At 64.2% G+C, this 21,379-nt stretch carries 19 protein-coding genes; 12 read left to right on the forward strand and 7 right to left on the reverse strand.

The window, feature by feature from the left end; genetic code table 11:
• Positions 1–150: 150 nt before the first annotated feature.
• The 6 genes from ileS (at position 151) to arfB (ending at position 8,515) form a co-directional block, all read left to right on the forward strand.
• Entirely contained in the window at positions 151–3,159 is a 3,009-nt protein-coding gene (ileS, locus tag JQ629_RS30855) for an isoleucine--tRNA ligase (RefSeq protein WP_212415819.1), read from the forward strand.
• Between the two features lie 158 nt (positions 3,160–3,317).
• On the forward strand, positions 3,318–3,815 hold the full coding sequence (gene lspA / locus JQ629_RS30860) for a signal peptidase II (RefSeq protein ID WP_212415820.1): 498 nt from the start codon (positions 3,318–3,320) through the stop codon (positions 3,813–3,815).
• 118 nt (positions 3,816–3,933) lie between these two features.
• A complete protein-coding gene (locus tag JQ629_RS30865; RefSeq protein WP_212415834.1) occupies positions 3,934–4,644 on the forward strand; it encodes a hypothetical protein in 711 nt (236 codons plus the stop codon).
• Positions 4,645–4,797: 153 nt separating this feature from the next.
• The gene (locus tag JQ629_RS30870) at positions 4,798–6,189 is read left to right on the forward strand and encodes a M16 family metallopeptidase (RefSeq protein ID WP_502753507.1); all 1,392 of its coding nucleotides are present in this window, start codon (positions 4,798–4,800) and stop codon (positions 6,187–6,189) included.
• Positions 6,186–7,559, forward strand: a complete 1,374-nt coding sequence (locus JQ629_RS30875; RefSeq protein ID WP_349631351.1) for a M16 family metallopeptidase — start codon at positions 6,186–6,188, stop codon at positions 7,557–7,559. The genes JQ629_RS30870 and JQ629_RS30875 overlap by 4 nt, the downstream gene beginning before the upstream one ends.
• Before the next feature lie 536 nt (positions 7,560–8,095).
• Positions 8,096–8,515 carry an alternative ribosome rescue aminoacyl-tRNA hydrolase ArfB gene (arfB, locus tag JQ629_RS30880; protein WP_212415823.1) on the forward strand — a complete coding sequence of 140 codons (420 nt, stop codon included), beginning with the start codon at positions 8,096–8,098 and terminating at the stop codon, positions 8,513–8,515.
• 72 nt (positions 8,516–8,587) lie between these two features.
• Here the strand turns inward: arfB and JQ629_RS30885 are convergent, their stop codons facing one another.
• The 3 genes from JQ629_RS30885 to JQ629_RS30895 form a co-directional block, all read right to left on the reverse strand.
• Positions 8,588–8,884, reverse strand: a complete 297-nt coding sequence (locus tag JQ629_RS30885; protein ID WP_212415824.1) for a hypothetical protein — start codon at positions 8,882–8,884, stop codon at positions 8,588–8,590.
• A 212-nt stretch (positions 8,885–9,096) separates the two neighbouring features.
• Complete coding sequence (locus JQ629_RS30890; protein WP_212415825.1) at positions 9,097–9,630, reverse strand: RNA polymerase sigma factor; 534 nt, start codon at positions 9,628–9,630, stop codon at positions 9,097–9,099.
• Entirely contained in the window at positions 9,627–9,833 is a 207-nt protein-coding gene (locus JQ629_RS30895; RefSeq protein WP_212415826.1) for a YgaP family membrane protein, read from the reverse strand. Before JQ629_RS30895 ends, JQ629_RS30890 begins: the two co-directional genes overlap by 4 nt.
• A gap of 250 nt (positions 9,834–10,083) precedes the next feature.
• Between JQ629_RS30895 and JQ629_RS30900 the strand changes: the two genes are divergently transcribed.
• Genes JQ629_RS30900 through JQ629_RS30910 form a run of 3 tightly spaced genes read left to right on the forward strand, consistent with a single transcriptional unit; the run spans position 10,084 to position 12,670 of the window.
• Complete coding sequence (locus JQ629_RS30900) at positions 10,084–10,479, forward strand: VOC family protein (protein ID WP_212415827.1); 396 nt, start codon at positions 10,084–10,086, stop codon at positions 10,477–10,479.
• A gap of 32 nt (positions 10,480–10,511) precedes the next feature.
• Positions 10,512–11,060, forward strand: a complete 549-nt coding sequence (locus JQ629_RS30905) for a gluconate 2-dehydrogenase subunit 3 family protein (RefSeq protein ID WP_211998546.1) — start codon at positions 10,512–10,514, stop codon at positions 11,058–11,060.
• Between the two features lie 41 nt (positions 11,061–11,101).
• Positions 11,102–12,670, forward strand: a complete 1,569-nt coding sequence (locus tag JQ629_RS30910) for a GMC family oxidoreductase (protein WP_212415828.1) — start codon at positions 11,102–11,104, stop codon at positions 12,668–12,670.
• Between the two features lie 64 nt (positions 12,671–12,734).
• On the opposite strand, the gene JQ629_RS30915 is transcribed toward JQ629_RS30910, so the two are convergent.
• The gene (locus tag JQ629_RS30915) at positions 12,735–13,067 is read right to left on the reverse strand and encodes a ribbon-helix-helix domain-containing protein (RefSeq protein ID WP_211998548.1); all 333 of its coding nucleotides are present in this window, start codon (positions 13,065–13,067) and stop codon (positions 12,735–12,737) included.
• A 244-nt stretch (positions 13,068–13,311) separates the two neighbouring features.
• On the opposite strand from JQ629_RS30915, the gene mutL reads away from it, so the two are divergent.
• Positions 13,312–15,123: a DNA mismatch repair endonuclease MutL gene (mutL, locus tag JQ629_RS30920; RefSeq protein WP_212415829.1), complete on the forward strand. Its 1,812-nt coding sequence runs from the start codon at positions 13,312–13,314 to the stop codon at positions 15,121–15,123.
• 112 nt (positions 15,124–15,235) lie between these two features.
• Here the strand turns inward: mutL and rsmD are convergent, their stop codons facing one another.
• Together rsmD and JQ629_RS30930 are read right to left on the reverse strand one after the other, a co-directional pair.
• Positions 15,236–15,790, reverse strand: coding sequence for a 16S rRNA (guanine(966)-N(2))-methyltransferase RsmD (gene rsmD, locus JQ629_RS30925; protein ID WP_212415830.1), 555 nt, complete (start codon positions 15,788–15,790; stop codon positions 15,236–15,238).
• Positions 15,791–15,797: 7 nt separating this feature from the next.
• Positions 15,798–18,005 carry a pseudouridine synthase gene (locus JQ629_RS30930; protein ID WP_212415831.1) on the reverse strand — a complete coding sequence of 736 codons (2,208 nt, stop codon included), beginning with the start codon at positions 18,003–18,005 and terminating at the stop codon, positions 15,798–15,800.
• Between the two features lie 153 nt (positions 18,006–18,158).
• Between JQ629_RS30930 and JQ629_RS30935 the strand changes: the two genes are divergently transcribed.
• Positions 18,159–18,617: a nucleoside deaminase gene (locus tag JQ629_RS30935; protein ID WP_212269354.1), complete on the forward strand. Its 459-nt coding sequence runs from the start codon at positions 18,159–18,161 to the stop codon at positions 18,615–18,617.
• An 87-nt stretch (positions 18,618–18,704) separates the two neighbouring features.
• Here the strand turns inward: JQ629_RS30935 and JQ629_RS30940 are convergent, their stop codons facing one another.
• Complete coding sequence (locus JQ629_RS30940) at positions 18,705–19,616, reverse strand: alpha/beta fold hydrolase (protein WP_212415832.1); 912 nt, start codon at positions 19,614–19,616, stop codon at positions 18,705–18,707.
• A gap of 123 nt (positions 19,617–19,739) precedes the next feature.
• On the opposite strand from JQ629_RS30940, the gene JQ629_RS30945 reads away from it, so the two are divergent.
• Entirely contained in the window at positions 19,740–20,972 is a 1,233-nt protein-coding gene (locus JQ629_RS30945) for an acyl-CoA dehydrogenase family protein (RefSeq protein ID WP_212415833.1), read from the forward strand.
• Positions 20,973–21,379: the final 407 nt, after the last annotated feature.

Below are 21,379 nucleotides of genomic sequence, written 5' to 3' on the forward strand. Positions count from 1 at the left end.
CTATGGAAAGCCCATGTTTGCGCGGCGCACCATCCCCATTAGCGGCCCGGCTTCCGCCTGAGCTTTGGCTCGGCGCAAGACCGGGATTTCCCCGTTTACCCCGCGAATGACCAGCGTATCTCGCGCCTTTTCAGCCAAACCAGAGCATTCATGTCCGAAAAACCGCAAAAGTCCGATAAGTCCGAAGGACCAGACTATTCCAAGACCCTGTTCCTGCCGCTGACGGAATTCCCGATGCGCGCCGGCCTGCCCAAGCTCGAGCCTGAGATCCTCAACCACTGGAACAAGATCGGTCTCTACGAGAAGCTGCGCGAGGCGGCCGACGGGCGACCGAAATTCGTGCTGCATGACGGCCCGCCCTACGCCAACGGCAACATCCATATCGGCCACGCGCTGAACAAGATCCTCAAGGACGTCGTGACCAAGAGCCAGCAGATGCTCGGCTTCGACTCCAACTATGTGCCGGGCTGGGACTGCCACGGCCTGCCGATCGAATGGAAGATCGAGGAAGAGAACTACCGCTCCAAGGGCAAGCCGAAGCCCGACTTCCGCGACTCCACGGCGATGGTGGCGTTCCGCAAGGAATGCCGCGCCTATGCGACGCACTGGCTCAACGTGCAGCGCGAGGAGTTCAAGCGGCTCGGCATCATCGGCGACTGGGATCATCCCTACGCCACCATGAGCTATCCCGCCGAAGCCCAGATCGCGCGCGAACTGATGAAGTTCGCCGCCAACGGCACGCTCTATCGCGGCTCCAAGCCCGTGATGTGGAGCGTGGTGGAGAAGACCGCGCTCGCCGAGGCCGAGGTCGAATATGAGGATTACACCTCGGATACGGTGTGGGTGAAGTTTCCGGTGACCTCGCCGGCGCATGGCGCGCTGGCCAACGCGTCCGTCGTGATCTGGACCACGACGCCATGGACGCTGCCCGGCAACCGCGCCATCAGCTTCTCGCCGAAGATCGCCTACGGTCTGTTTGAGGTCACCGACGCGCCCGCGGACAATTGGGCCAGGAACGGCGACCTCCTGATCCTCGCCGACGCGCTCGCCGAGAGCGTGTTCAAGCAGGCGCGTGTTGCGGCCTACAAGAAGGTGCGCGAGCTGCCGGCCGACACGCTCGACGCGGTGGAATGCGCCCATCCGCTGAAAGGCTTCAGCGGCGGATACGAATTCACCGTGCCGCTGCTGCCCGGCGACCACGTCACCGACGACACCGGTACCGGCTTCGTGCACACCGCGCCCGGCCACGGCCGCGAAGACTTCGATGCCTGGATGGCGAATGCGCGCGAACTCGACAGCCGCGGCATCAACACCGCGATCCCCTATACCGTCGACGAGAACGGCGCCTTCACCGACCACGCCCCGGGCTTCACCGGCAAGCGCGTGATCAACGACAAGGGCGAAAAGGGCGACGCCAACGAGGCCGTGATCAAGGTTCTGGTCGAGCACGGCAAGCTTCTGGCACGCGGCCGCCTCAAACATCAGTATCCGCATTCCTGGCGTTCGAAGAAGCCGGTGATCTTCCGCAATACGCCGCAATGGTTCATCGCGATGGACAAGGACATCGCTGATAACGGCAAGGCCAAGCCCGGCGATACGCTGCGCGCCCGCGCGCTGCATGCGATCTCGGTGACGCAATGGGTGCCGCCCGCCGGGCAAAACCGCATCAACGGCATGATCGCCGGCCGCCCCGACTGGGTGATCTCGCGCCAGCGCGCCTGGGGCGTGCCGATCGCGGTGTTCGTGCGCGAGAAGGGCGACGGCTCGGCTGAAATCCTGCAGGACGAAATCGTCAACCAGCGCATCGCCGAGGCCTTCATGGAGGAAGGCGCCGACGCCTGGTACATGGACGGCGCCCGCGAACGCTTTCTCGGATCCCGCGCGAACGAAGACTGGAAGAAGGTCGACGACATCTGCGACGTCTGGTTCGATTCCGGCTCGACGCATGCTTTCGTGCTGGAAGACCGCCAGAATTTTCCCACGCTCGGCAACATCGTCCGCAAGGTCGATGGCGGCGAGGATACCGTGATGTATCTGGAAGGCAGCGACCAGCATCGCGGCTGGTTTCATTCCTCGCTGCTGGAAAGCTGCGGCACCCGCGGCCGCGCGCCGTACGACGTGGTGCTGACGCACGGCTTCACGCTGGACGAGAACGGCCGCAAGATGTCGAAATCGCTCGGCAACACCGTCGAGCCGCAGAAGGTGATGAAGGATTCCGGCGCCGATATCCTGCGGCTCTGGGTCTGTTCGACCGACTATGCCGACGACCAGCGCATCGGGCCGGAAATCCTGAAAAATACCATCGAGACCTACAAGAAGCTGCGCAACTCGATCCGCTGGATGCTCGGCACGCTGCACCACTTCAACCCCGATGACGCGGTCGCGCATGAGGAGATGCCGGAACTCGAGCGGCTGATGCTGCATCAACTGGCGGGACAAGCCGCGATCGTGCGGCAGGCCTATGCCGAGTTCGATTACAAGACGGTTGTCGCCAGCCTGTCGGCGTTCATGAACACCGAATTGTCGGCGTTCTATTTCGACATCCGGAAAGACGCGCTGTATTGCGATGCGCCGTCCTCGCCGGTGCGCAAGGCGGCGCTGACCGCGATCGACATCATCTGCGACGCGATCCTGAAATGGCTGGCGCCGGTGTTGAGCTTCACGACCGACGAAGCCTGGCGGATGTACCGGCCGGGCGCCGCGCCGTCGGTGCACCTGACACTGTTCCCGACGGATCTGGGTTCATTCCGTGACGATGCTCTGGCCGCGAAATGGGAAACCATCCGCGACGTCAGACGCGTCGTCACCGGCGCACTCGAACTCGAACGCGCCGCCAAGAACATCGGCTCGTCGCTGGAAGCTTCGCCCCTGGTCTATGTGTCGGACAAGGCGATCTTCAACACGCTGTTCGACGTCGATCTGGCCGAAGTGTGTATCACCTCGAACGCGATGGTGACCAACGACGACGCGCCAGCCGCGGCCTTCACCCTCGCCGACGTTCCCGGCGTCGCGGTCGTTGTCGAAAAGGCCGTCGGCACCAAATGCGCGCGGTCGTGGAAGATCCTGCCGACCGTGGGCGAGGACGCCGAATATCCCGATGTCTCGCCGCGCGACGCGCAGGCGCTGCGGGAGTGGAAAGCGCTGGGAGTGGCGGTGTAAACTCTATCGTCGTCCCTGCGAACGCAGGGACCCATAACCACCGACGTCCGTAGTAGACAAAGGAAGATGACTAGCAATCTTTCCGACCCGAAACTTCCCGGCGTATGGGTCCCCGCGTTCGCGGGGACGACACCGATTCCTATCGCGGCCGTTGTGCCATGAGCCCTCACCTCCGCCCCGGGATCATCGCCGCCGTCGCAGCCCTGGTGCTCGACCAGGCCTCGAAACTCTGGCTGCTGTTCGTGTTCGATATCGGCCGGAGGGGAGCGGTGAAAGTGACGCCGTTTTTCGATCTGGTGCTGGCCTGGAATGTCGGGATCAGCTTCGGCTGGTTCCAGAACGACGGCTTCCTGGCCCAGGCCATCCTGACCGCGATCAAGGCGGTGGCCGTGGTCGTTCTGGCGGTCTGGATGGCGCACTCGCGCAATTGGCTGGCCACCGTGGCGCTCGGCCTGATCATCGGCGGGGCTATTGGCAACGCCATCGACCGGATCGCCTATGGCGCCGTGTTCGATTTTGCTCTTTTCCACGTCCAGATCGGGGGAAATACCTTCAATTGGTATGTGTTTAACCTTGCGGATGTGGCCATTGTTGCCGGGGTAGCAGCCCTATTGTATGATTCCTTCCTGGGGGTAACCGCCGCAAAAGCGCCCTGATCCCGGTCGATACGGGCCGTTGGCGGCTCCTTGGCGGTAATATTGCCGTGCAAACTCGGGATTGCGTCGCAAGGCCAGCCCGGCAAGTTTTGCGGAAATTTGAATGGGAACGAGCGCAATGCGCGAGACCGAAGCCAGCTTCTGGATGGTGCAGACAACCTCGCTGACGCGGGCGATGCGGTTCGCCGCCATTGCCCTGGGCGTCGGCCTCGTGATGGCCGCCGGTCCGGTGCGCGCGGCCGATGACGATGACGAAGACGACAGGACCTTCGAGGAAAAGATCATCGGCAACATCATGAGCGGCCTCGGCGGCACGAACATGGAAAACAGGGGCATCGAATACCGCGAGCGTTCCCCGCTGGTGGTGCCCCCGAAACTCGATCTGCCGCAGCCGGCCGGCTCCTCGGCCGCAGCGAACGCGCCGAACTGGCCAAAGGATCCGGACGAGGCGCGCCGCAAGGCTGCGATCGCGGCCCGCAAGAAAGACAACAAGGATCCTGCCCTGTCGGCCCGTGCCCTGACGCCATCCGAACTCAATGTCGGCAGGACCAGCGCGCCCGTCCGCACCAACAACGATCCGGTTCAGCCGGGCACCAACCAAAACAACCCACTGCTGAGCCCATCGCAGCTCGGCTATGAAGGCGGCTTGTTTGGCATGTTCAAAGGCAACAAGTCCGAGACGGCGGAGTTCAAGGGCGAGCCGCCGCGGCAGTCGCTGGTCGAGCCTCCGGCTGGGTACCAGACGCCCTCGCCGAACTATGCCTACGGCACCGGGCCCAAGGAATCGCTGAACAAGAACTACGACGTCATGACGGGCAAGGAACGCTGACGCCAATTTCGGCTCCGCGCCCTCACCGGTGAGGACCGCTGTTGGTACCGTCAGGCGCTTTGCTCTCTGCATCGTGACATCAGGCGTGGTACCCGCGGTATACGATGCCGCGGCTTTGTCCCGAACGCTTGGGTTCGGGCTTCCAGATAGGTCATGATGTCCCCACATCGCTTTGCCGTTTCGCTCGCTGCCGTTTTGATTTCGACAATCGCCTTTTCCAGCAGCGGCGCGCGGGCCCAGACCACGGTGACGTCGGAGCGACCCGCCAGCTTCACGCTCGGCAACGGCCTGCAGGTGGTGGTAATCCCCGATCACCGCACCCCCGTCGTGACGCAGATGATCTGGTACAAGGTCGGCTCCGCCGACGAGACGCCGGGCAAATCGGGACTGGCGCATTTCCTCGAGCATTTGATGTTCAAGGGCACCGCCAAGCATCCCGCCGGTGAATTCTCCGAAACCGTGCGCCGGATCGGCGGCAACGAAAACGCCTTCACCTCGGTCGACTATACCGGCTATTTCCAGCGCGTGCCGCGCGACCAGCTCGGCCGGATGATGGAATTCGAGGCCGACCGCATGACCGGCCTCATTCTGAAGGACGAAAATGTTCTGCCCGAGCGCGACGTCGTGCTCGAGGAATACAACATGCGGGTCGCCAACAACCCGGACGCGCGGCTGAACGAACAGATGATGGCCGCGCTGTATCTCAACCATCCCTATGGCCGCCCCGTGATCGGGTGGCGACAGGAGATCGAGAAGCTCGACCGCGAGGACGCGCTGGCGTTCTACAAGCGCTTCTACGCGCCGAACAACGCCACCCTCGTAATCGCCGGCGATGTCGACGCCAAGGAGGTCCGCCCGATGGTGGAGCACGCCTATGGCGCGGTGCCTGCACAGCCGGCGATTCCCGCGCAGCGCATTCGTCCGCAGGAGCCGGCACCCGCCGCACCGCGCACCGTGACGCTGTCCGATCCGCGCGTCGAACAGCCCGGCCTGCGGCGCTATTACCTCGTTCCCTCCTCGACGACCGCGGCCGCCGGCGAAAGCCCGGCGCTCGACGTGCTTGCGCAACTGATGGGCGGCGGCTCCAACTCCTATCTCTACCGCGCGCTGGTGATCGACCGCCCGCTCGCGATCAACGCCGGTGCCGGCTATCAGGGCACCTCGCTCGATCCGTCGCAATTCTCGATCTCGGTCTCGCCGAAACCCGGCGTGGAGTTCTCGGCAGTCGAGCAGGCGATCGACGACGTGATAACGGACGTCATCCAAAATCCCGCCCGCGCCGAGGATATCGAACGGGTCAAGACCCAGCTGATCGCGGAGGCGATCTACGCGCAGGACAATCAGGCGACGCTGGCGCGCTGGTATGGCGGCGCGCTCACCACGGGCCTGAGCATCGAGGACATCCGCAGCTGGCCTGATCGCATCCGCGCCGTTACCGCCGAACAGGTCCGTGACGCCGCCCATAAATGGCTCGACAAGAAGCGTTCGGTGACGGGTTACCTGATCAAGGACCCCACGCCGAAACGCGAGGAGAAGCGCTCGTGATCCATTTTTCGATTGGCGCTCGGCGCTTCACGTCAACCATCGCCGCCCTCGCGACACTGCTGTTGCTGACCCCGGCACCATCGCACGCCGCCGCGAAAATCCAGCGCCTGGTGTCACCCGGCGGCATTGAAGCCTGGTTCGTGCAGGACGCCACCGTGCCCCTGATCGCGATGGAATATGCCTTCCGCGGCGGCTCGAGCCAGGACCCGGCCGATAAGCCCGGCACCGGCAATCTGGTCGCCGGTCTGCTCGACGAAGGTGCTGCCGACCTCGACTCCAAGACCTTTCACGAGCGGCTTGACCGGCGCGCCATCGAGCTCAGCTTCTCATCGACGCGGGATTATTTCCGCGGCTCGCTGCGCATGCTCAAGGACAACAAGGACGAAGCCTTCAACCTGCTGCAGCTGGCATTGACCTCGGCGCGTTTCGACGCCGCCGACGTCGAGCGCATCCGCGCGCAGGTGATCTCCAGTCTGCGGCGCGAGACCACCAACCCCTCCTCGCTGGCGAGCCGCAAGTTCCTGGAAGTCGCGTTCGGCGATCATCCCTATGGCCGCCCGTCCAACGGCACGCTGGACAGCGTGCCCAAGATCGACGTGTCAGACATGAAGGCCTATGCTGGCCGCATCATCGCCAAAGACACATTGCGGATATCCGTGGTCGGCGATGTCGACGCCGACACGCTCGGCAAACTCCTGGACAAGACGTTCGGCGGATTGCCGGCCAAAGCAAGCCTGACGCCGGTCGCCGAAATCCAGGCTGCCCAGCCGCCGCAGCGCGCCTTCGTTCCGCTCGACGTGCCGCAGACCGTGGTCATGTTCGGCGGCCCCGGCATCCGCCGCCACGATCCGGATTTCATGGCCGGCTATGTCGTGAACCACATCCTCGGTGGCGGATCATCGTCGCGGCTTTACCGGGAAGTCCGCGAAAAACGCGGGCTGGCTTATTCGATTTCTGAATCCCTGCTCTGGATGGACCGCTCCGCCTTGTTCGTAGGCAATACCGGCACCCGCGCCGACCGCGCCGGTGAAACCGTCGACGCCATTGAAAAGGAGATCCGCCGTATCGCCGAGGACGGCCCGACCCAGAAGGAACTGGACGAGGCCAAGTCCTATCTGAAGGGCTCGCAGATGCTGGCGCTCGACACCTCCTCGAAGCTCGCCGCGGCGCTGCTGCAATACCAGCTCGACAAGCTTCCGATCGATTACATCGAGCGGCGCAACGCCCTCGTCGACGCCGTGACGCTCGACGACGCCAAAAAGGCCGCACAGCTGCTGTGGGGCAAGGGCCTGCTCACCGTGATCGTCGGCCGCGCCCCGCAAGCCGCCGCCCAGCCGGCCGTTGCTGCGCCGCCGCCGAAAGCGAACTAGAGCCTGCCTCACACAGAGATTCCTGTCCCGGACGCGGTTGGGTCGAAACAGCCGGTAGGCGTCTGTTTGGAGGTAGGTGGACAGGCTCCGCAGGTATAGGGTCGCTGCGGCATCGGTGCCTATGCGGCGACCGATTCCAGGGAGCGAACATCATGACAATTCGTTGGATCGGACCGCTGCTATGCGGCAGCTTGCTCATGCTCGTCACAACCACGGCCGGCTTCGCGGTGGAAAAGAAGGGGCCGACGACATCGCAAGAGCCGGTCGCGCGGGCAACCACTGTCAAGAGCAGCAAGTCGAACACCAGCGACCGCATGGGCGGGGGCGGAGGCGCGAAGGGTGGCGGCACCCAATCCATAACCGGCCAACCGGGCGGGACCAAAAGATAAGGCACTTCCGCCGTTGGCGATGAAGAATTGACGCCGCCTCGGTTAGCCGAGGCGGCACCCCAGGGCAGCGAACGCATCTTCCTTCAGCGCCGCGCGCAAAACCGCTATCTTGTGCCCACCGATTCCCTCTTCCTTCCCGGTGACGCCATGCTGCGGATTTCCCGCGACCTCACGATCGACGAAAACGACATCGAGATCGTCTTCGTCCGCGCTTCGGGTCCGGGCGGGCAGAATGTCAACAAGCTCTCGACCGCCGCGCAATTGCGTTTCGACACGCGCAAGATCACGCTGCCGGAAGACGCCGCTCTACGGCTCAACCGGCTCGCCGGCCAGCGCATGACCAAGGAAGGCGTGATCGTGATCCACGCCCAGCGCTTCCGCACCCAGGAGCGCAACCGCGCCGACGCCATCGACCGCCTGCTCGAACTGTTGCGCGAAGCCATGGTGAGGCCGGTGCCGCGGCGCGCGACCAAGCCCACCTTCGGCTCGAAGCAGCGGCGGCTGGAAGGCAAGAAGAGCCGCAGCGACGTCAAGTCGAAGCGCGGCGCGGTGCGGTTCGACGACTGACGCGCGCTACAAAACTCCGGCCGCCGCGCGACCGGAGTTTCCAAATTGTAGTCTGCTGAAGGGCGCGCGCTGCTAGTAGCGCTTGCCGCCGGTCGCGGTATCGCCGGCTGCACCGCCAGCGCCCTTGGCCGCACCGCTGCCGGCGCCGACCGTGCCCTTCGCACCGGTCTTCGCGGCCTTCTGTCCGGCCGCGCTCGGCTGTGCATTGAGTTCCTCGTCGTCGGTGGCCGACGTCCCGCCCTGCATCTGGCTCTTGCCCTGCACGCCGCCGCGGATCTTGCTATCGGACGGGGCACCCTGCGCCAGCACGGGACCGGCCACCATGGCCGAGATGGCAAGCGCGATCGCCGAGGTTTTCACTAACTTCATTCAGTTCTCCTGGGTTTGATTCGCGATGAGCGGTTCTGCTGTTCCATGCGCCATCCGTCCGGAGCTGCTCATCGCGTTGATCAATTTGTCACGAACGGCGCACGCGCCAGACAATCCGCGCCGTGTGGTCTTCGTTTAGGGATTTCGGGGCAATTTCGCGAAAACTTGGCCACGGATCGACCCAATATGCGGCATGTGGAACTGTTGTTGCGTCAGTCGCGAATCAAATATTCCCGGATCATGATCCGCGCGCGATGAATGCGCGCCTTGACGCTTTCGCGGGTCAGGCTGAGTACGCTGGCAATCTCGTCGATCGACAATTCCTCGATGTCGCGCAGCAGGATCACTTCGCGATAATGCTCGGGCAGCGACTGGATGGCGCGCGAAAGATCGATGCGAAGGTCTTCGGGACGCCAATGCGCCAGACGCGTTTCAGTGTCTTCCGCCGTCGCGTCGGTCATTCCGATCGACCGGCGCAAGAGCCGCAGACAGGCGCGCCGCGCGACCGCGAACAGCCACGCCGAGAACGACGTCACCGCCCGCAGTGTTCCGACGCGCCGGTACAGCAGCAGCAGCGTTTCCTGAACCGCATCGTCGATGTCGGCTGCGCGGCAATTGCGCGCCGCGTAGCGACGGATATCGGGCTGCGCCGCTGATATCAGCGACACCAGCGCATCGGCGTCCCCGCCCCGCGCCGCCTCGATCAGTCCGGGATCGCAGCGGCTGGTTCGGACAAGCGCTTTCATGGCGAGGGCAGCCGGCGGCCGACCATGGCGCACATCGGGCAGAATCCGAAGAATCCGGTCGTGATCGCAACGGCTCCGGCGCCGGCGATCAAATAGCCTGATGTCGCGCCTGACATCGCCAGCAGCCCGTACGCGATCATCATGATGCCCCCGGCGGTCCGCATGGCCCGCTCCCAGCCCGGCAGATTCTTGCGATAGAACATTCTAGCTCCTTTGATTTCACGAGAGAACTCATGCGTTCTCGTGTCATAGAGCCGCCCCGCCGGGCTTTCGGTTCGCCGACCGGCAAGTTTTTTTAGCGCCCCGATCTCGCCCGTTGCTGGAACCCGACCCGCAGCATGGCCGCTTTTGTTCTGCCGTGAAACAGCCCGCTACTACCACCGCTTCCGGACAGCGACCTAAATTCTATGGACGCGAACGGCCATCATCGCCTGCCCAAAGGAGCTGAACTGAATGGCAAAACCCGTTCATTCGATGATCCGCGTGCTCGACGAGGCGAAGTCGCTGGACTTTTACGCGCGCGCCTTCGGGCTCGAAGTCGCCGATCATCTCAAGTTTCCGGATTTTGCGCTGATCTATCTGCGCCATCCCTCCTCGCCCTTCGAGGTCGAACTGACCGTCAATTACGATCGCAAGGAGCCCTACTCCCTCGGCGATGGCTACGGCCATCTCGCCGTTGTCGTCGACGACGTCGATGCCGAACACGTCAGGTTTGAACGAGAGAAATTATCTCCCGGACCGTTGCGCGACTTCAAGCATGACGGCCGGACGCTGGCGCGCTTCTTCTTCGTCGCCGACCCCGACGGTTACAAAATCGAAGTGATCCAGCGGGGTGGCCGCTTCGGTTAGTCGCAATCAATAAACGTTCAATGGAGGAACCCATGAGAGAAGTCGATCGTCGAAGCAAATACAATCGCCGCATCTTTCTCCAAGGCGCGGCAACTGCGGTACCAGCCGTTGCGATTGCGACCAGCACGGGTCTCGGCATTGGGGAAGCCTGGGCCGACGACGCCACGTCGTTGACCCCTGCGACACTCAAGACGCTGGTCAAGATGGCGCGCGATATCTATCCGCACGATTTTCTCGGCGACAGCTATTACATCACCGCGATCAAGCCATGGGACGGCAAGGCGGCGAAGGACCCGGCGGTGAAGTCGCTGATCAATGACGGCGTCACGAGGCTGGATCAGGACGCCAACGACCGACACAAGGTTGCCTATGCCCAGGTGCCCTGGGAAGCGGACCGCGTGGTGTTGCTGCAGCGGATCGAGCAGACCGCATTCTTCCAGAAGATTCGTGGCGACCTCGTCGTCTCGCTCTACAACCAAAAAGAGCTGTGGCCGAAGTTCGGTTACGAAGGTTCCTCCGCGGAGCACGGCGGCTACATCAAACGTGGCTTCGCCGACATCGACTGGCTGCCGAAGGTCTAGGCCCAGGCAACTCAACAAACAGCGGTGAGGAGGAAATCCAAATGGCAAAATTCGATCTGAATGACAGCGGCGTGGTGGTGATCGTGGGCTCAGGCGCCGGCGGCGGAACGCTGGGCAATGAACTTGCACAGAAGGGAGTCAAGGTCGTGATCCTCGAAGCCGGCGCCCGCATCGAGAACCATGACTTCGTCAACGACGAATGGGAGAGCTTTACCCAGCTCGCATGGACCGACATGCGCACCACGTCGGGAAGCTGGCGGGTCGCCAAGGACTTCACCAACCTGCCGGCCTGGATCGTCAAGGCCGTCGGTGGCTCGACGACCCATTGGGCCGGGGCGTCGCTGCGTTTCGACGAGCACGAATTCAAGGTGAAGACGACCTATGGCGGATTGCCCGGCGCGAACCTGCTGGATTGGCCGATCACGCTCGCCGAAATGGAGCCATGGTACGCCAAGGCCGAAGACAAGATGGGCGTGACGCGCACCAACGGCATTCCCGGCCTGCCCGGCAACAATAATTTCAGGGTACTCGAGGCCGGCGCCAGGAAGCTCGGCTACAAGACCGTGCATACGGGCAACATGGCCATCAACAGCGAGCCCCGCGATGGGCGCGCCGCCTGCCAGCAGATCGGATTCTGCTTCCAGGGCTGCAAGTCCGGTGCGAAGTGGTCGACGCTCTATACCGAGATTCCAAAGGGTGAAGACACCGGGAATCTCGAGGTGCGGCCCAACAGCATGGCGATCAAGATCGAGCACGATGCGTCGGGCAAGGTGACCGGCGTCGTCTATGCCGACGCGTCAGGCGCGATGCAACGCCAGAAGGCGCGCGTGGTGGCGGTTGCCGGCAACTCGATCGAGAGCCCGCGTCTGTTGCTCAACAGCGCATCGACCATGTTCCCCGACGGTCTTGCCAATTCGTCCGGCCAGGTCGGCCGCAACTACATGCGGCACATGACCGGCAGCGTCTACGCGGCGTTCGAGAAGTCGGTGCATATGTATCGCGGCACCACGATGGCCGGCATCATCCGGGATGAGGCTACCAACAATCCAAAGCGTGGGTTCGTCGGCGGTTACGAGATGGAAACGCTGTCGATCGGTGTGCCCTTCATGGCGGCGTTCCTCAATCCGGGCGCGTGGGGACGGCCGTTCTCAGCCGCGATGGAGGCCTATCCGCGCATGGCCGGCATGTGGCTGGTCGGCGAGGACATGCCGCAGGAAACCAACCGCATCACGCTGGATCCCAAGGCCAAGGACAAGTTCGGCATGGCGGTGGCGAGTGTGCATTTCGACGACCATCCCAACGACATCGCGATGCGCAATCACGCCTACAAGCAGGGCGCCGCCGTCTACGAGGCGATCGGCGCCACGGTGACCTACCCGACGCCGCCCTATCCCAGCACCCACAATCTGGGCACCAACCGGATGAGCGAGAAGCCAAGGGATGGCGTGGTCAACAAGTTCGGCCGGACGCACGACATCAAGAATCTGTTCATTTCCGACGGCAGCCAGTTCACCAGCGGAGCTGCCTGCAATCCGACGCTGACGATCGTCTCATTGGCGATCCGGCAGGCGGATCACATCGCAGGCGCGATGCAACGCAAGGAAATCTAGCTGCGCGAATAACAATGCGGCCCTGTCCCGGACAGGGCCGCATTCCATTTGAAGTGCGTGAACTCTACTCGGCCGCGTCGAGAATGACGGGCGCGTTGCCGCCAAACTCCGCGATCGCCGCGGCACTCACCGCCACCGCACTTCTGGAGCGATAGATCAGACACGAGCACCGCAGCAGCGACGCAAAATTATTGACCTCGCCATGGTGGTCGAGGACTTCGTTGTGCAGCTTGGTAAGGAATTTCGCGAGGCTCATTCCCTCCTTCGCCGCGATCTCCTCCAGCGTGTCCCAGAACGACATTTCCAGCCGGATCGAGGTGCAATGGCCACCGATCCGCAGCGATCGGGTCTGCGATTCGTAGTCGCGTTGCGGCTGGTGCGCGAACAGCTGGCACATGGCAGTCCTCCCGTCAGTTTATAACTTTTCTAAACGATATACCTGCGCAGGCGACCTCACAATCCCACGTCGTGGACAGCGAAAGCTCTCGCGAGCTCCGCGTTGCGGCGCCGAACATCAGCATCTTCAATGTGATAGTCAGTGCTCATCCCCAGCGGGAACCGATTCGGTCGTCGTCCAATGCATTTGCCGTCACGGCAGCCTAGAATGCGGCAAGCCCAGAATCGGTCCCTGAACGAAGCCCATGCCCGTCCGCCAGCTCCCAGAACAGGTCGTCAACCGCATCGCCGCCGGCGAGGTGGTGGAACGGCCTGCAAGCGTGGTCAAGGAACTGGTCGAGAACGCCATCGACGCCGGTGCCTCCAGGGTCGATATCTTCACCGACGGCGGCGGCCGGCGGCGGATCGGCATCACCGACGACGGCAGCGGCATGACCCATGCCGACCTGGCGCTGGCGGTCGATCGCCACGCCACCTCCAAGCTCGACGACGAGGATCTGTTGCGGATTCGTACGCTGGGATTCCGCGGCGAGGCGCTGCCCTCGATCGGCGCGGTGGCAAGGCTCGGCATCACGACGCGGCACGCAGGCGAGCCGCATGCCTGGTCGCTATCGGTCGAAGGCGGCGCGAAGTCGCCGATCATGCCGGCGGCGCTGAGCCAGGGCACCCGCGTCGAGGTCAGCGATCTCTTTTTTGCGACGCCGGCGCGGCTGAAATTCCTCAAGACCGACCGCACCGAAGCCGAAGCGATCCGCGAAGTGGTGCGAAGGCTGGCAATGGCGCGGCCCGACATCGCCTTTACGCTGGCCGGAGAAGAGCGCGCGCCGGTGACCTGGGCCGCAGCACTGCCCGGTGCTCCGGGTCGGCTGACGCGACTGGGCGATATCCTCGGCGCGGATTTCCGTTCCAGCGCGATCGAAGTGCGCAGCGAGCGCGACGGCGTGGTGGTCGAAGGCTTTGCCGCCGCCCCCTCGCTGACGCGGGCCAATGCGCTCGGACAGTATCTGTTCGTCAACGGCCGTCCGGTGCGCGACAAGCTGATCCTCGGCGCGGTGCGCGCGGCCTATTCCGACTATCTGCCGCGCGACCGCCATCCGGTCGTGGCGCTGTTCGTGACGCTGGAGCCGCAGGAAGTCGATGCCAACGTGCATCCCGCCAAGACCGAGGTCAGGTTCCGCAACGCCGGCCTGGTCCGTGCGCTGATCGTTCATGCACTCAAGGACGGCCTCGCGCGCGAAGGCCGGCGCACGGCTGCGAACACCGATGGCGCTGCGCTCGCCTCGTTCCGCCCATCCTTCGCGCCGCGCCCGAGCAATTGGGACTGGCGAAGCTCGCCTTCCTATCCGACAGGACCGATGCCCTCCTTCGCCGGTTCGGCGGCGCCGGCCTTCACCGAGCCGGGACAGGCCGCATTCGATGTCGGCACGCCGACGGCCGATGTGCGCTTCGAGGCGCAACCCGCCGCCGACATGCTCGATCGCCCGCTGGGTGCGGCACGCACGCAGATCCACGAGACCTATATCGTGTCGCAGACCCGCGATGGACTGATCGTCGTGGACCAGCACGCCGCCCATGAGCGCATCGTCTACGAGAAGCTCAAGGCCTCACTGGCGAAGAACGGCGTGCAGCGGCAGATCTTGCTGATTCCCGAGATCGTCGAACTCGACGAGGCCACGGTCGAGAAGCTGCTCGATCGTTCTCTGGAACTGGCGACGTTCGGGCTGGCGATCGATTCCTTTGGCCCTGGCGCGGTTGCGGTGCGCGAGACGCCGTCGCTGCTCGGCAAGGCGAATGCCGCGGGCCTGTTGCGTGATCTCGCCGAGCACATAGCGGAATGGGATGAGGCGTTACCTCTGGAGCGCCGGCTGATGCATGTCGCCGCCACCATGGCCTGTCACGGCTCGGTCCGCGCCGGCCGCCGCCTCAAGCCGGAAGAGATGAACGCGCTGCTCCGCGAGATGGAAGACACGCCGAACTCCGGCCAGTGCAATCACGGTCGCCCGACCTATGTGGAATTGAAGCTGTCGGATATCGAGAAGCTGTTCGGGCGACGGTGACGTCATCCTGAGGTGCGAGCCTCTTCGGCGAGCCTCGAAGGATGGCTAACGGCGGTGCTTGCCGCTCACCCTTCGAGGCGCGCAAGACCGCGCACCTCAGGATGACGCTTCGTCACACGGCCTTCAGGAACACGAACTCCGTATCGTCATAGGCCCGCCGCTCAAGTTCCTTGAATCCCTCGGGTGCCGCGAACGCCGCCGCTTTCGCCTCTTCCACCACCAGCAGCGCGCCCGGCGTCAGCCAGCCGCCCTCGCGCAGCGAGGCCAGCGCATTTTCCGCGAGTCCCTTGCCGTAAGGCGGATCGAGGAACACCAGCGAGAACGGCTCCATCGGATGAACAGGGCCGAGATTGGTGGCGTCGCGGCGATAGACTTTTGTGACGCCGCCAAGACCGAGCGCCTCGACATTGTTGCGCAAGAGCGCCCGCGCCTCGGCGCCATTGTCGACGAACAGCGTGAATGATGCGCCACGCGAGGTCGCCTCGATGCCGAGCGCGCCGGTGCCCGCGAACAGGTCGAGCACGCGCGCGCCCTCGATCGGATCGTCATAGGCGTGGACGAGGATGTTGAACACGGATTCGCGCAAGCGATCCGCGGTGGGGCGGATCTCGCGCGATGAGGGCGAGGCCAGATTACGACCCTTCAACCGTCCGCCGACGACACGCATAGCCCAACTACTCGTCCCGCGGCTTCAGATCGCGCTTGCCGTGATAGCCACGCTGCGGACGGCGCGGCGGGCCGTAGCCATTGGCCTCTTCCTCGTTGCGCGCGCGGGCTTCCTCGCTGCCGGTGCGCTGCACCAGCACGCGGCGACCCTTGCGGTCGGCGATCACGCCTCGCTGGGTCACGGGCTTGGGAGGCGTTGGCTCCTTGTCGCCCGGCATCGGCCGGTTGAAGTCAGCGCCTGCCAACTCAGCGATCTTCTCGCCGAGCTGCTCGCGCAGCACGCGGGTTTTGACTTCCTCGACCTGGCCCTCGGCGAGTTCGCCGAGCTGGAACGGCCCGTAGGAGACGCGGATCAGCCGGTTCACTTCGAGGCCGAGATGCGCCATCACGTTGCGCACTTCGCGGTTCTTGCCTTCGCGGATCGCAAACACCAGCCAGACATTGGCGCCCTGGTCGCGCTCCAGCGTCGCGTCGATCGAGCCGTATTTGACGCCGTCGACCTCGACGCCCTTCTTCAGCTCATCAAGCTGCGCCTGCGTGACTTCGCCATGGGCGCGGACGCGATAGCGCCGCAGCCAGCCGGTGTCGGGCAGTTCGAGCGCGCGTGCCAGCCCGCCATCATTGGTCAGCAGCAGCAGGCCCTCGGTATTGAAATCGAGCCGCCCGATCGAGATCAGCCGCGGCAGGCCTTCGGGCAGATTGTCGAATACCGTCGGCCGCCCTTCGGGATCGGCATGCGTCGTCATCAGGCCGCGCGGCTTGTGAAACATGAAGAGGCGCGTGCGCTCGCGCGGCGGCAACGGCTTGCCATCGACGGTGATTACATCATTGGCGGTGACGTCGAGCGCCGGCGAATTGATGACGCGGCCGTTGACGCTGACGCGGCCCTGCGTGATCCATTCCTCGGCGTCGCGGCGCGAGGCAAGGCCGGCGCGCGACACCACCTTGGCGATGCGCTCACCTGACTTCTTGACCTTCGGCGGCTGCGGCCCGCGCTTTTCGAATTCGGTCTTGCGCTCACGATAAGCGCCACGGCCACCGAACGCCGGACGTTTTGCAAAAATCCTGCTGTCGTCCTCGTTCTCGCGGCGCGGACGTTCGTCACCCGGCTCGCTGCGCGGATGCTCCTGCCAGTCGGTGCGGCCCTCGGGCCGTTGACGCGGCCGGTCGAACTTCGGACGATCACCGGCGGGACGATCCTCGCGCGAACGCGAGAAGCGCGGACGCTCGTCACCGCCGCGGTCGTCGCGGGAACGGTCGAAGCGCGGCTTGTCGAAACTGCGCGCGCCGTCGCGGGCGGGACGCGCATCGCGCTCGCCACGATCCTCGCGCTTCTGCCACGGCTTGGAATCGCCGCGATCGCCCGCATCGCGATCCCGGCCACCAGCTGGGCGGCTGCCGAAGCTCTTGCGCGGGCCGCGGTCGGGCGCGCCACGCGAGGAGAATTTCTTGTCGCCGCCAAATTTGCGCTCCGGACGATCGCCGCGGGGACGGTCGCCGTCCTTGCGGAAACCTTCGCCACGCGGCGTATACGGCCGCTTCTCGCCGGCGCCTTCGCCACGCGGAGTGTAGGGACGCTTCTCGCCGAATTTCTTTTCGCCGAATCGCGCCGCCGGACGCGCATCGTCACGGTCCCGAGGGCCGCCCTCGCGGTCCCGGCGCGGCGGACGGTCGTCGCGATTGAAGTTCGGGCGATCGCCGCGCGGCGTGTAGGGGCGCTTCTCACCACCGCGATCCTCGCGCGGCTTGAACGAACGCTTTTCGCCGTCGTCACCACGGGACGGACGGCTGGAAAACGGCCGGTCGCCACGGGGACGGTCATCCTGGTTGAAACGCTGCGGACGATCGCCGCCCTCGCTGCGATCGCGGAACGGCCGGTCGCCACGCGGCGGGCGCGGCGCGTCGAAATCGCGGCGCGGCGGACGATCGCCGTCGCGCTTGCCGGCGTAGGGCTTAGCCCCGCCGGCATAAGGCTTCTTGTCGAACGATCGCGCGCCGTCTGGCTTGCCGGCATAGGGACGCCGCTCGCCGTCGCGCTTGTCACCGTCACCCTTGCCGGCAAAACCGCGCTTGGCGAATTTCTTCTCCGGTCCCCTGGCCGCGCCCGAACGGCCCTTGCCGCCGGCGCGGCCCTTGCCGTCGCCTGAGGGGCGCCCGCTGCCGGGGCGATCACGCCGGCCGCGGGAATCGTTGTCTTTGTCGTTGTCGCGGGGCATGAATAGTCTCTCGTTCGTAGCTGAAATGGCGATCAGGCGGATGTGGATCGGCTGTCATAGCGGTAACGCGCGCGCACTTGGCTCAAGGCGCAATCTCACGCAAAACCGGTATCCACGTTTGCTGAAGGCGCTTCTAGTAGCAGGTTTCTTCCGATGATACGAGGGATGACTGCCCCTTCTTTCATGGATTTGGCGCTCAAAACGGCCAAAAATGCCGCCAAGGCGGGCGAAGTTCCGATCGGATGCGTCATTGTCCGGGGTTATGAGGTCATCGCCACCGCCGGCAACCGGACCCTGACCGACCGCGATCCGACCGCCCATGCCGAGGTTTTGGCGATCCGGCAGGCCGCGGAGGCCATCGGGACCGAACGGCTGGTCGATTGCGACCTCTATGTCACGCTCGAGCCCTGCACGATGTGCGCCGGCGCGATCTCGTTTGCGCGGATCCGGCGGCTGTATTACGGCGCCGCCGACCCGAAGGGCGGTGCGGTCGATTCCGGGGTGCGGTTCTTTGCGCAGCCGACCTGCCATCACGTGCCGGAGGTGTATTCGTCGGTCGGCGAGACCGAGGCGGCGACGCTGCTGAAGGATTTTTTCAGGGTGAGAAGGTAGGTTGAACACCGTCATTCCGGGATGGTCCGAAGGACCAGACCCGGAATCTCGAGATTCCGGGTTCGCTTCGCGCCCCGGAATGACGGGTCACAATTTTGGGTCCAGAAAAAACTCCTTCAACAACCTCGCCGTCACATCCGGATTCTCCTCCGGCAAAAAATGTCCGCTGTCGACCGGCGCGCCCCGCACATTGGTCGCCCACTTCTTCCAGGTATCCAGCGGGGTGGTCGCGGCGCTGGCGACGCCGGCATCGCCCCACAGCGCGAGCATCGGAATCGTGATCTTCTTGCCCGCGTCGAAATCGGCCTTGTCGATCTCATAGTCGGCATAAGCGCCGGCGCGGTAGTCCTCGCACATCGCATGCACGCGGGCGGGATCGCGGAACGGCGCCAGGTAATGCTCCAGCGCGCGCGGGTCGATGGCGTCAAGCGTCTGGCTCTTGGTCTGGCTCGCCATCTTCTGCCGGAGGAAGAATTCGCCATGGCCGTCGATCAGCGTTTCCGGCAGCGGATGCGGCTGCGCAAGAAACGCCCAATGATAAATTTTCAGCGCGGAGAGCCGGTTCAGCTTCTCCCAATAGTCATAGGTCGGCGCGATATCGAGCACGGCGAGTTTCGACAGCCGGCCGGGATGATCGAGCGCGAGCCGATACGACACCCGCCCGCCGCGGTCGTGGCCGGCGAGCGCGAAATGCACATGGCCGAGCTGCTCCATCGCCTCCACCATCACCTTCGCCATCGCGCGCTTGGTGTAGGGCGTGTGGTGTTCGTCGCTGCGCGGCATGTCCGACCAGCCATAGCCCGGCAGGTCGGCGATGATCAGCGTGAACTTATCAGCCAGCTGTGATGCTACCGGATGCCACATCACATGCGTGGACGAAAATCCGTGCAGCAGCAACAGCGGCGGCCCCTTGCCGCCGACGCGGGCGAAAATGCGGCCCGCTGACGTGTTGATCCATTCGGAAGCATAGCCGGGAAACAGGTCGGCAAGATCAGGCATGGTGAGCGCTCCCTTTGCGGCGGGCCGCTGCTTTAAACATTGTTTGGCGTTGCCGCTGGCACGTCCCGGGTTTATGCCATTCATCAAGTCTGCCCAACAAGAACCAAAAAGCGAGGAAGTGCCATGTCGATCGATTTCGAGATTCCGGCCGAAGCCAAGGCGATCCGCGAGAAGGTCCGTAAATGGGTGCAGGACGAGTGCATCCCCGCGGAAAAGGAACTCGATACCAAGCCGCTCGCTGAAGTGCTCGGGCCGCTGCGCAAGAAGGCCCGCGCGCGCGGCCTGTGGTGCCCGTGGGTGCCGAAGGAATATGGCGGCATGGGCTTAGGCCCCCTCGCCAACGCGCTGGTGCAGATGGAGCTCGGCGAAAGCATGCTCGGCGCGCTGTCAATGAACACGCAGGGCCCCGACGACGCCTCGATGATGACGATATTGGCCCACGGCACGGAATATCAGAAGGAGAAGTTCCTTAAACCCCTGCTCAACGGCGACAAGCGCATCTGCTTCTCGATGACCGAGAAGGCCGCCGGCGCCGACGCCACCGGCATGCAGACCACGGCGGTGAAGGACGGCAACGAGAACTACATCCTCAACGGCGAGAAATGGTTTTCGTCCTCGGCCAGCGTCGCCGACATGGCGCTGGTGGTCGCCAGAACCGATCCGAACGCGCCGCGTCACAAGCAGCACTCGACTTTCATCGTCGAACTGCCGAACCCCGGCTACAAGATCAAGCGCAACGTCGCCAACATGGCGATCGAGGGACCGCATGCCGACGCGATCCATGGCGGCCACGCCGAGATCGAGATCAGGGATTTGAAAGTGCCGGCCGACAACCTGCTCGGCGGCGAAGGCAACGGTTTCAATATGGGCCAGCATCGGCTGGCCTATGGCCGCCTGCGTCACGGCATGCACAACGTCGCCAAGGCGCAGCGCGCGCTCGACATGGCCGTCGGCCACATCACCAAGCGCTCGACCTTCGGTCAGCTGCTCGCCGACCGGCAGGCCGTGCAGTTCATGCTCGCCGACTGCGCCGAGCAACTCTATATCGGCCGGCTCATGCTCCTCCATATCGCCTACAAGGCGGAGAAGGGCCTCGATATCCGGCAGGAGAACTCGATCGCCAAGGTCTACCATGCGCACATGGTGCACAAGGTGATCGACACCGCGATCCAGCTCCACGGCGCGCTCGGCTTCAGCCAGGATACGCCGCTCGCCAAATGGTACACGCAGGTGCGCTCGCAGCGGCTGGTCGACGGTCCGGACGAGGTGCACCGGTGGAAGATCGGCAAGAACGTCATCAAGGCGTTCCGCGAGCATGGCACGACGGCGAGTGCTGTGGGCGGGGATCTGCTGTAAGCGTCGCATAGTTACAGGTGTCGTCCCGGCGAACGCCGGGACCCATAACCCCGGTCATCTGTTGTTGAAAAAAGCCGTCGACTATCGTGCGAAACAACAACCGCCGCGGCGTATGGGTCCCGGCCTTCGCCGGGACGACGGCGGTGTTTGTTGTTGCAGCGTGGTCTAAACGCAGTTTCGCATTCTCGCGACGCACAGCGCCCGAGCTTTGCCAGAAATTCCTTGCCCTCTCATCAAGAGGGCGCAGGGAAGACCGGGTGCGCGCTGCACCCGCGGTCCCGTGTGCGGTTTGCACTAAGTAGGCTGCACACGAGCATACAGGGCAGCGGAGAACACCCGGCCTTCCCTGCGCAATGGCTTTACGGCTTATGCCGTGATCTCCCCGGAGACGAGTTCTTGGTTGACTC

The sequence above is a fragment of the Bradyrhizobium sp. AUGA SZCCT0222 genome (assembly GCF_018130205.1).
Taxonomy (GTDB): Bacteria; Pseudomonadota; Alphaproteobacteria; order Rhizobiales; family Xanthobacteraceae; genus Bradyrhizobium.

Coding starts and splice junctions, on each gene's coding strand:
- JQ629_RS30945 (WP_212415833.1), top strand. CDS start 19,740: ATGTCGATCGATTTCGAGATTCCGGCCGAAGCCAAGGCGATCCGCGAG.
- rsmD (WP_212415830.1), bottom strand. CDS start 15,790: ATGCGTGTCGTCGGCGGACGGTTGAAGGGTCGTAATCTGGCCTCGCCC.
- JQ629_RS30900 (WP_212415827.1), top strand. CDS start 10,084: ATGGCAAAACCCGTTCATTCGATGATCCGCGTGCTCGACGAGGCGAAG.
- JQ629_RS30905 (WP_211998546.1), top strand. CDS start 10,512: ATGAGAGAAGTCGATCGTCGAAGCAAATACAATCGCCGCATCTTTCTC.
- lspA (WP_212415820.1), top strand. CDS start 3,318: ATGAGCCCTCACCTCCGCCCCGGGATCATCGCCGCCGTCGCAGCCCTG.
- JQ629_RS30885 (WP_212415824.1), bottom strand. CDS start 8,884: ATGAAGTTAGTGAAAACCTCGGCGATCGCGCTTGCCATCTCGGCCATG.
- JQ629_RS30890 (WP_212415825.1), bottom strand. CDS start 9,630: ATGAAAGCGCTTGTCCGAACCAGCCGCTGCGATCCCGGACTGATCGAG.
- JQ629_RS30895 (WP_212415826.1), bottom strand. CDS start 9,833: ATGTTCTATCGCAAGAATCTGCCGGGCTGGGAGCGGGCCATGCGGACC.
- JQ629_RS30870 (WP_502753507.1), top strand. CDS start 4,798: ATGATGTCCCCACATCGCTTTGCCGTTTCGCTCGCTGCCGTTTTGATT.
- JQ629_RS30940 (WP_212415832.1), bottom strand. CDS start 19,616: ATGCCTGATCTTGCCGACCTGTTTCCCGGCTATGCTTCCGAATGGATC.
- JQ629_RS30935 (WP_212269354.1), top strand. CDS start 18,159: ATGATACGAGGGATGACTGCCCCTTCTTTCATGGATTTGGCGCTCAAA.
- ileS (WP_212415819.1), top strand. CDS start 151: ATGTCCGAAAAACCGCAAAAGTCCGATAAGTCCGAAGGACCAGACTAT.
- mutL (WP_212415829.1), top strand. CDS start 13,312: ATGCCCGTCCGCCAGCTCCCAGAACAGGTCGTCAACCGCATCGCCGCC.
- arfB (WP_212415823.1), top strand. CDS start 8,096: ATGCTGCGGATTTCCCGCGACCTCACGATCGACGAAAACGACATCGAG.
- JQ629_RS30930 (WP_212415831.1), bottom strand. CDS start 18,005: ATGCCCCGCGACAACGACAAAGACAACGATTCCCGCGGCCGGCGTGAT.
- JQ629_RS30910 (WP_212415828.1), top strand. CDS start 11,102: ATGGCAAAATTCGATCTGAATGACAGCGGCGTGGTGGTGATCGTGGGC.
- JQ629_RS30865 (WP_212415834.1), top strand. CDS start 3,934: ATGCGCGAGACCGAAGCCAGCTTCTGGATGGTGCAGACAACCTCGCTG.
- JQ629_RS30915 (WP_211998548.1), bottom strand. CDS start 13,067: ATGTGCCAGCTGTTCGCGCACCAGCCGCAACGCGACTACGAATCGCAG.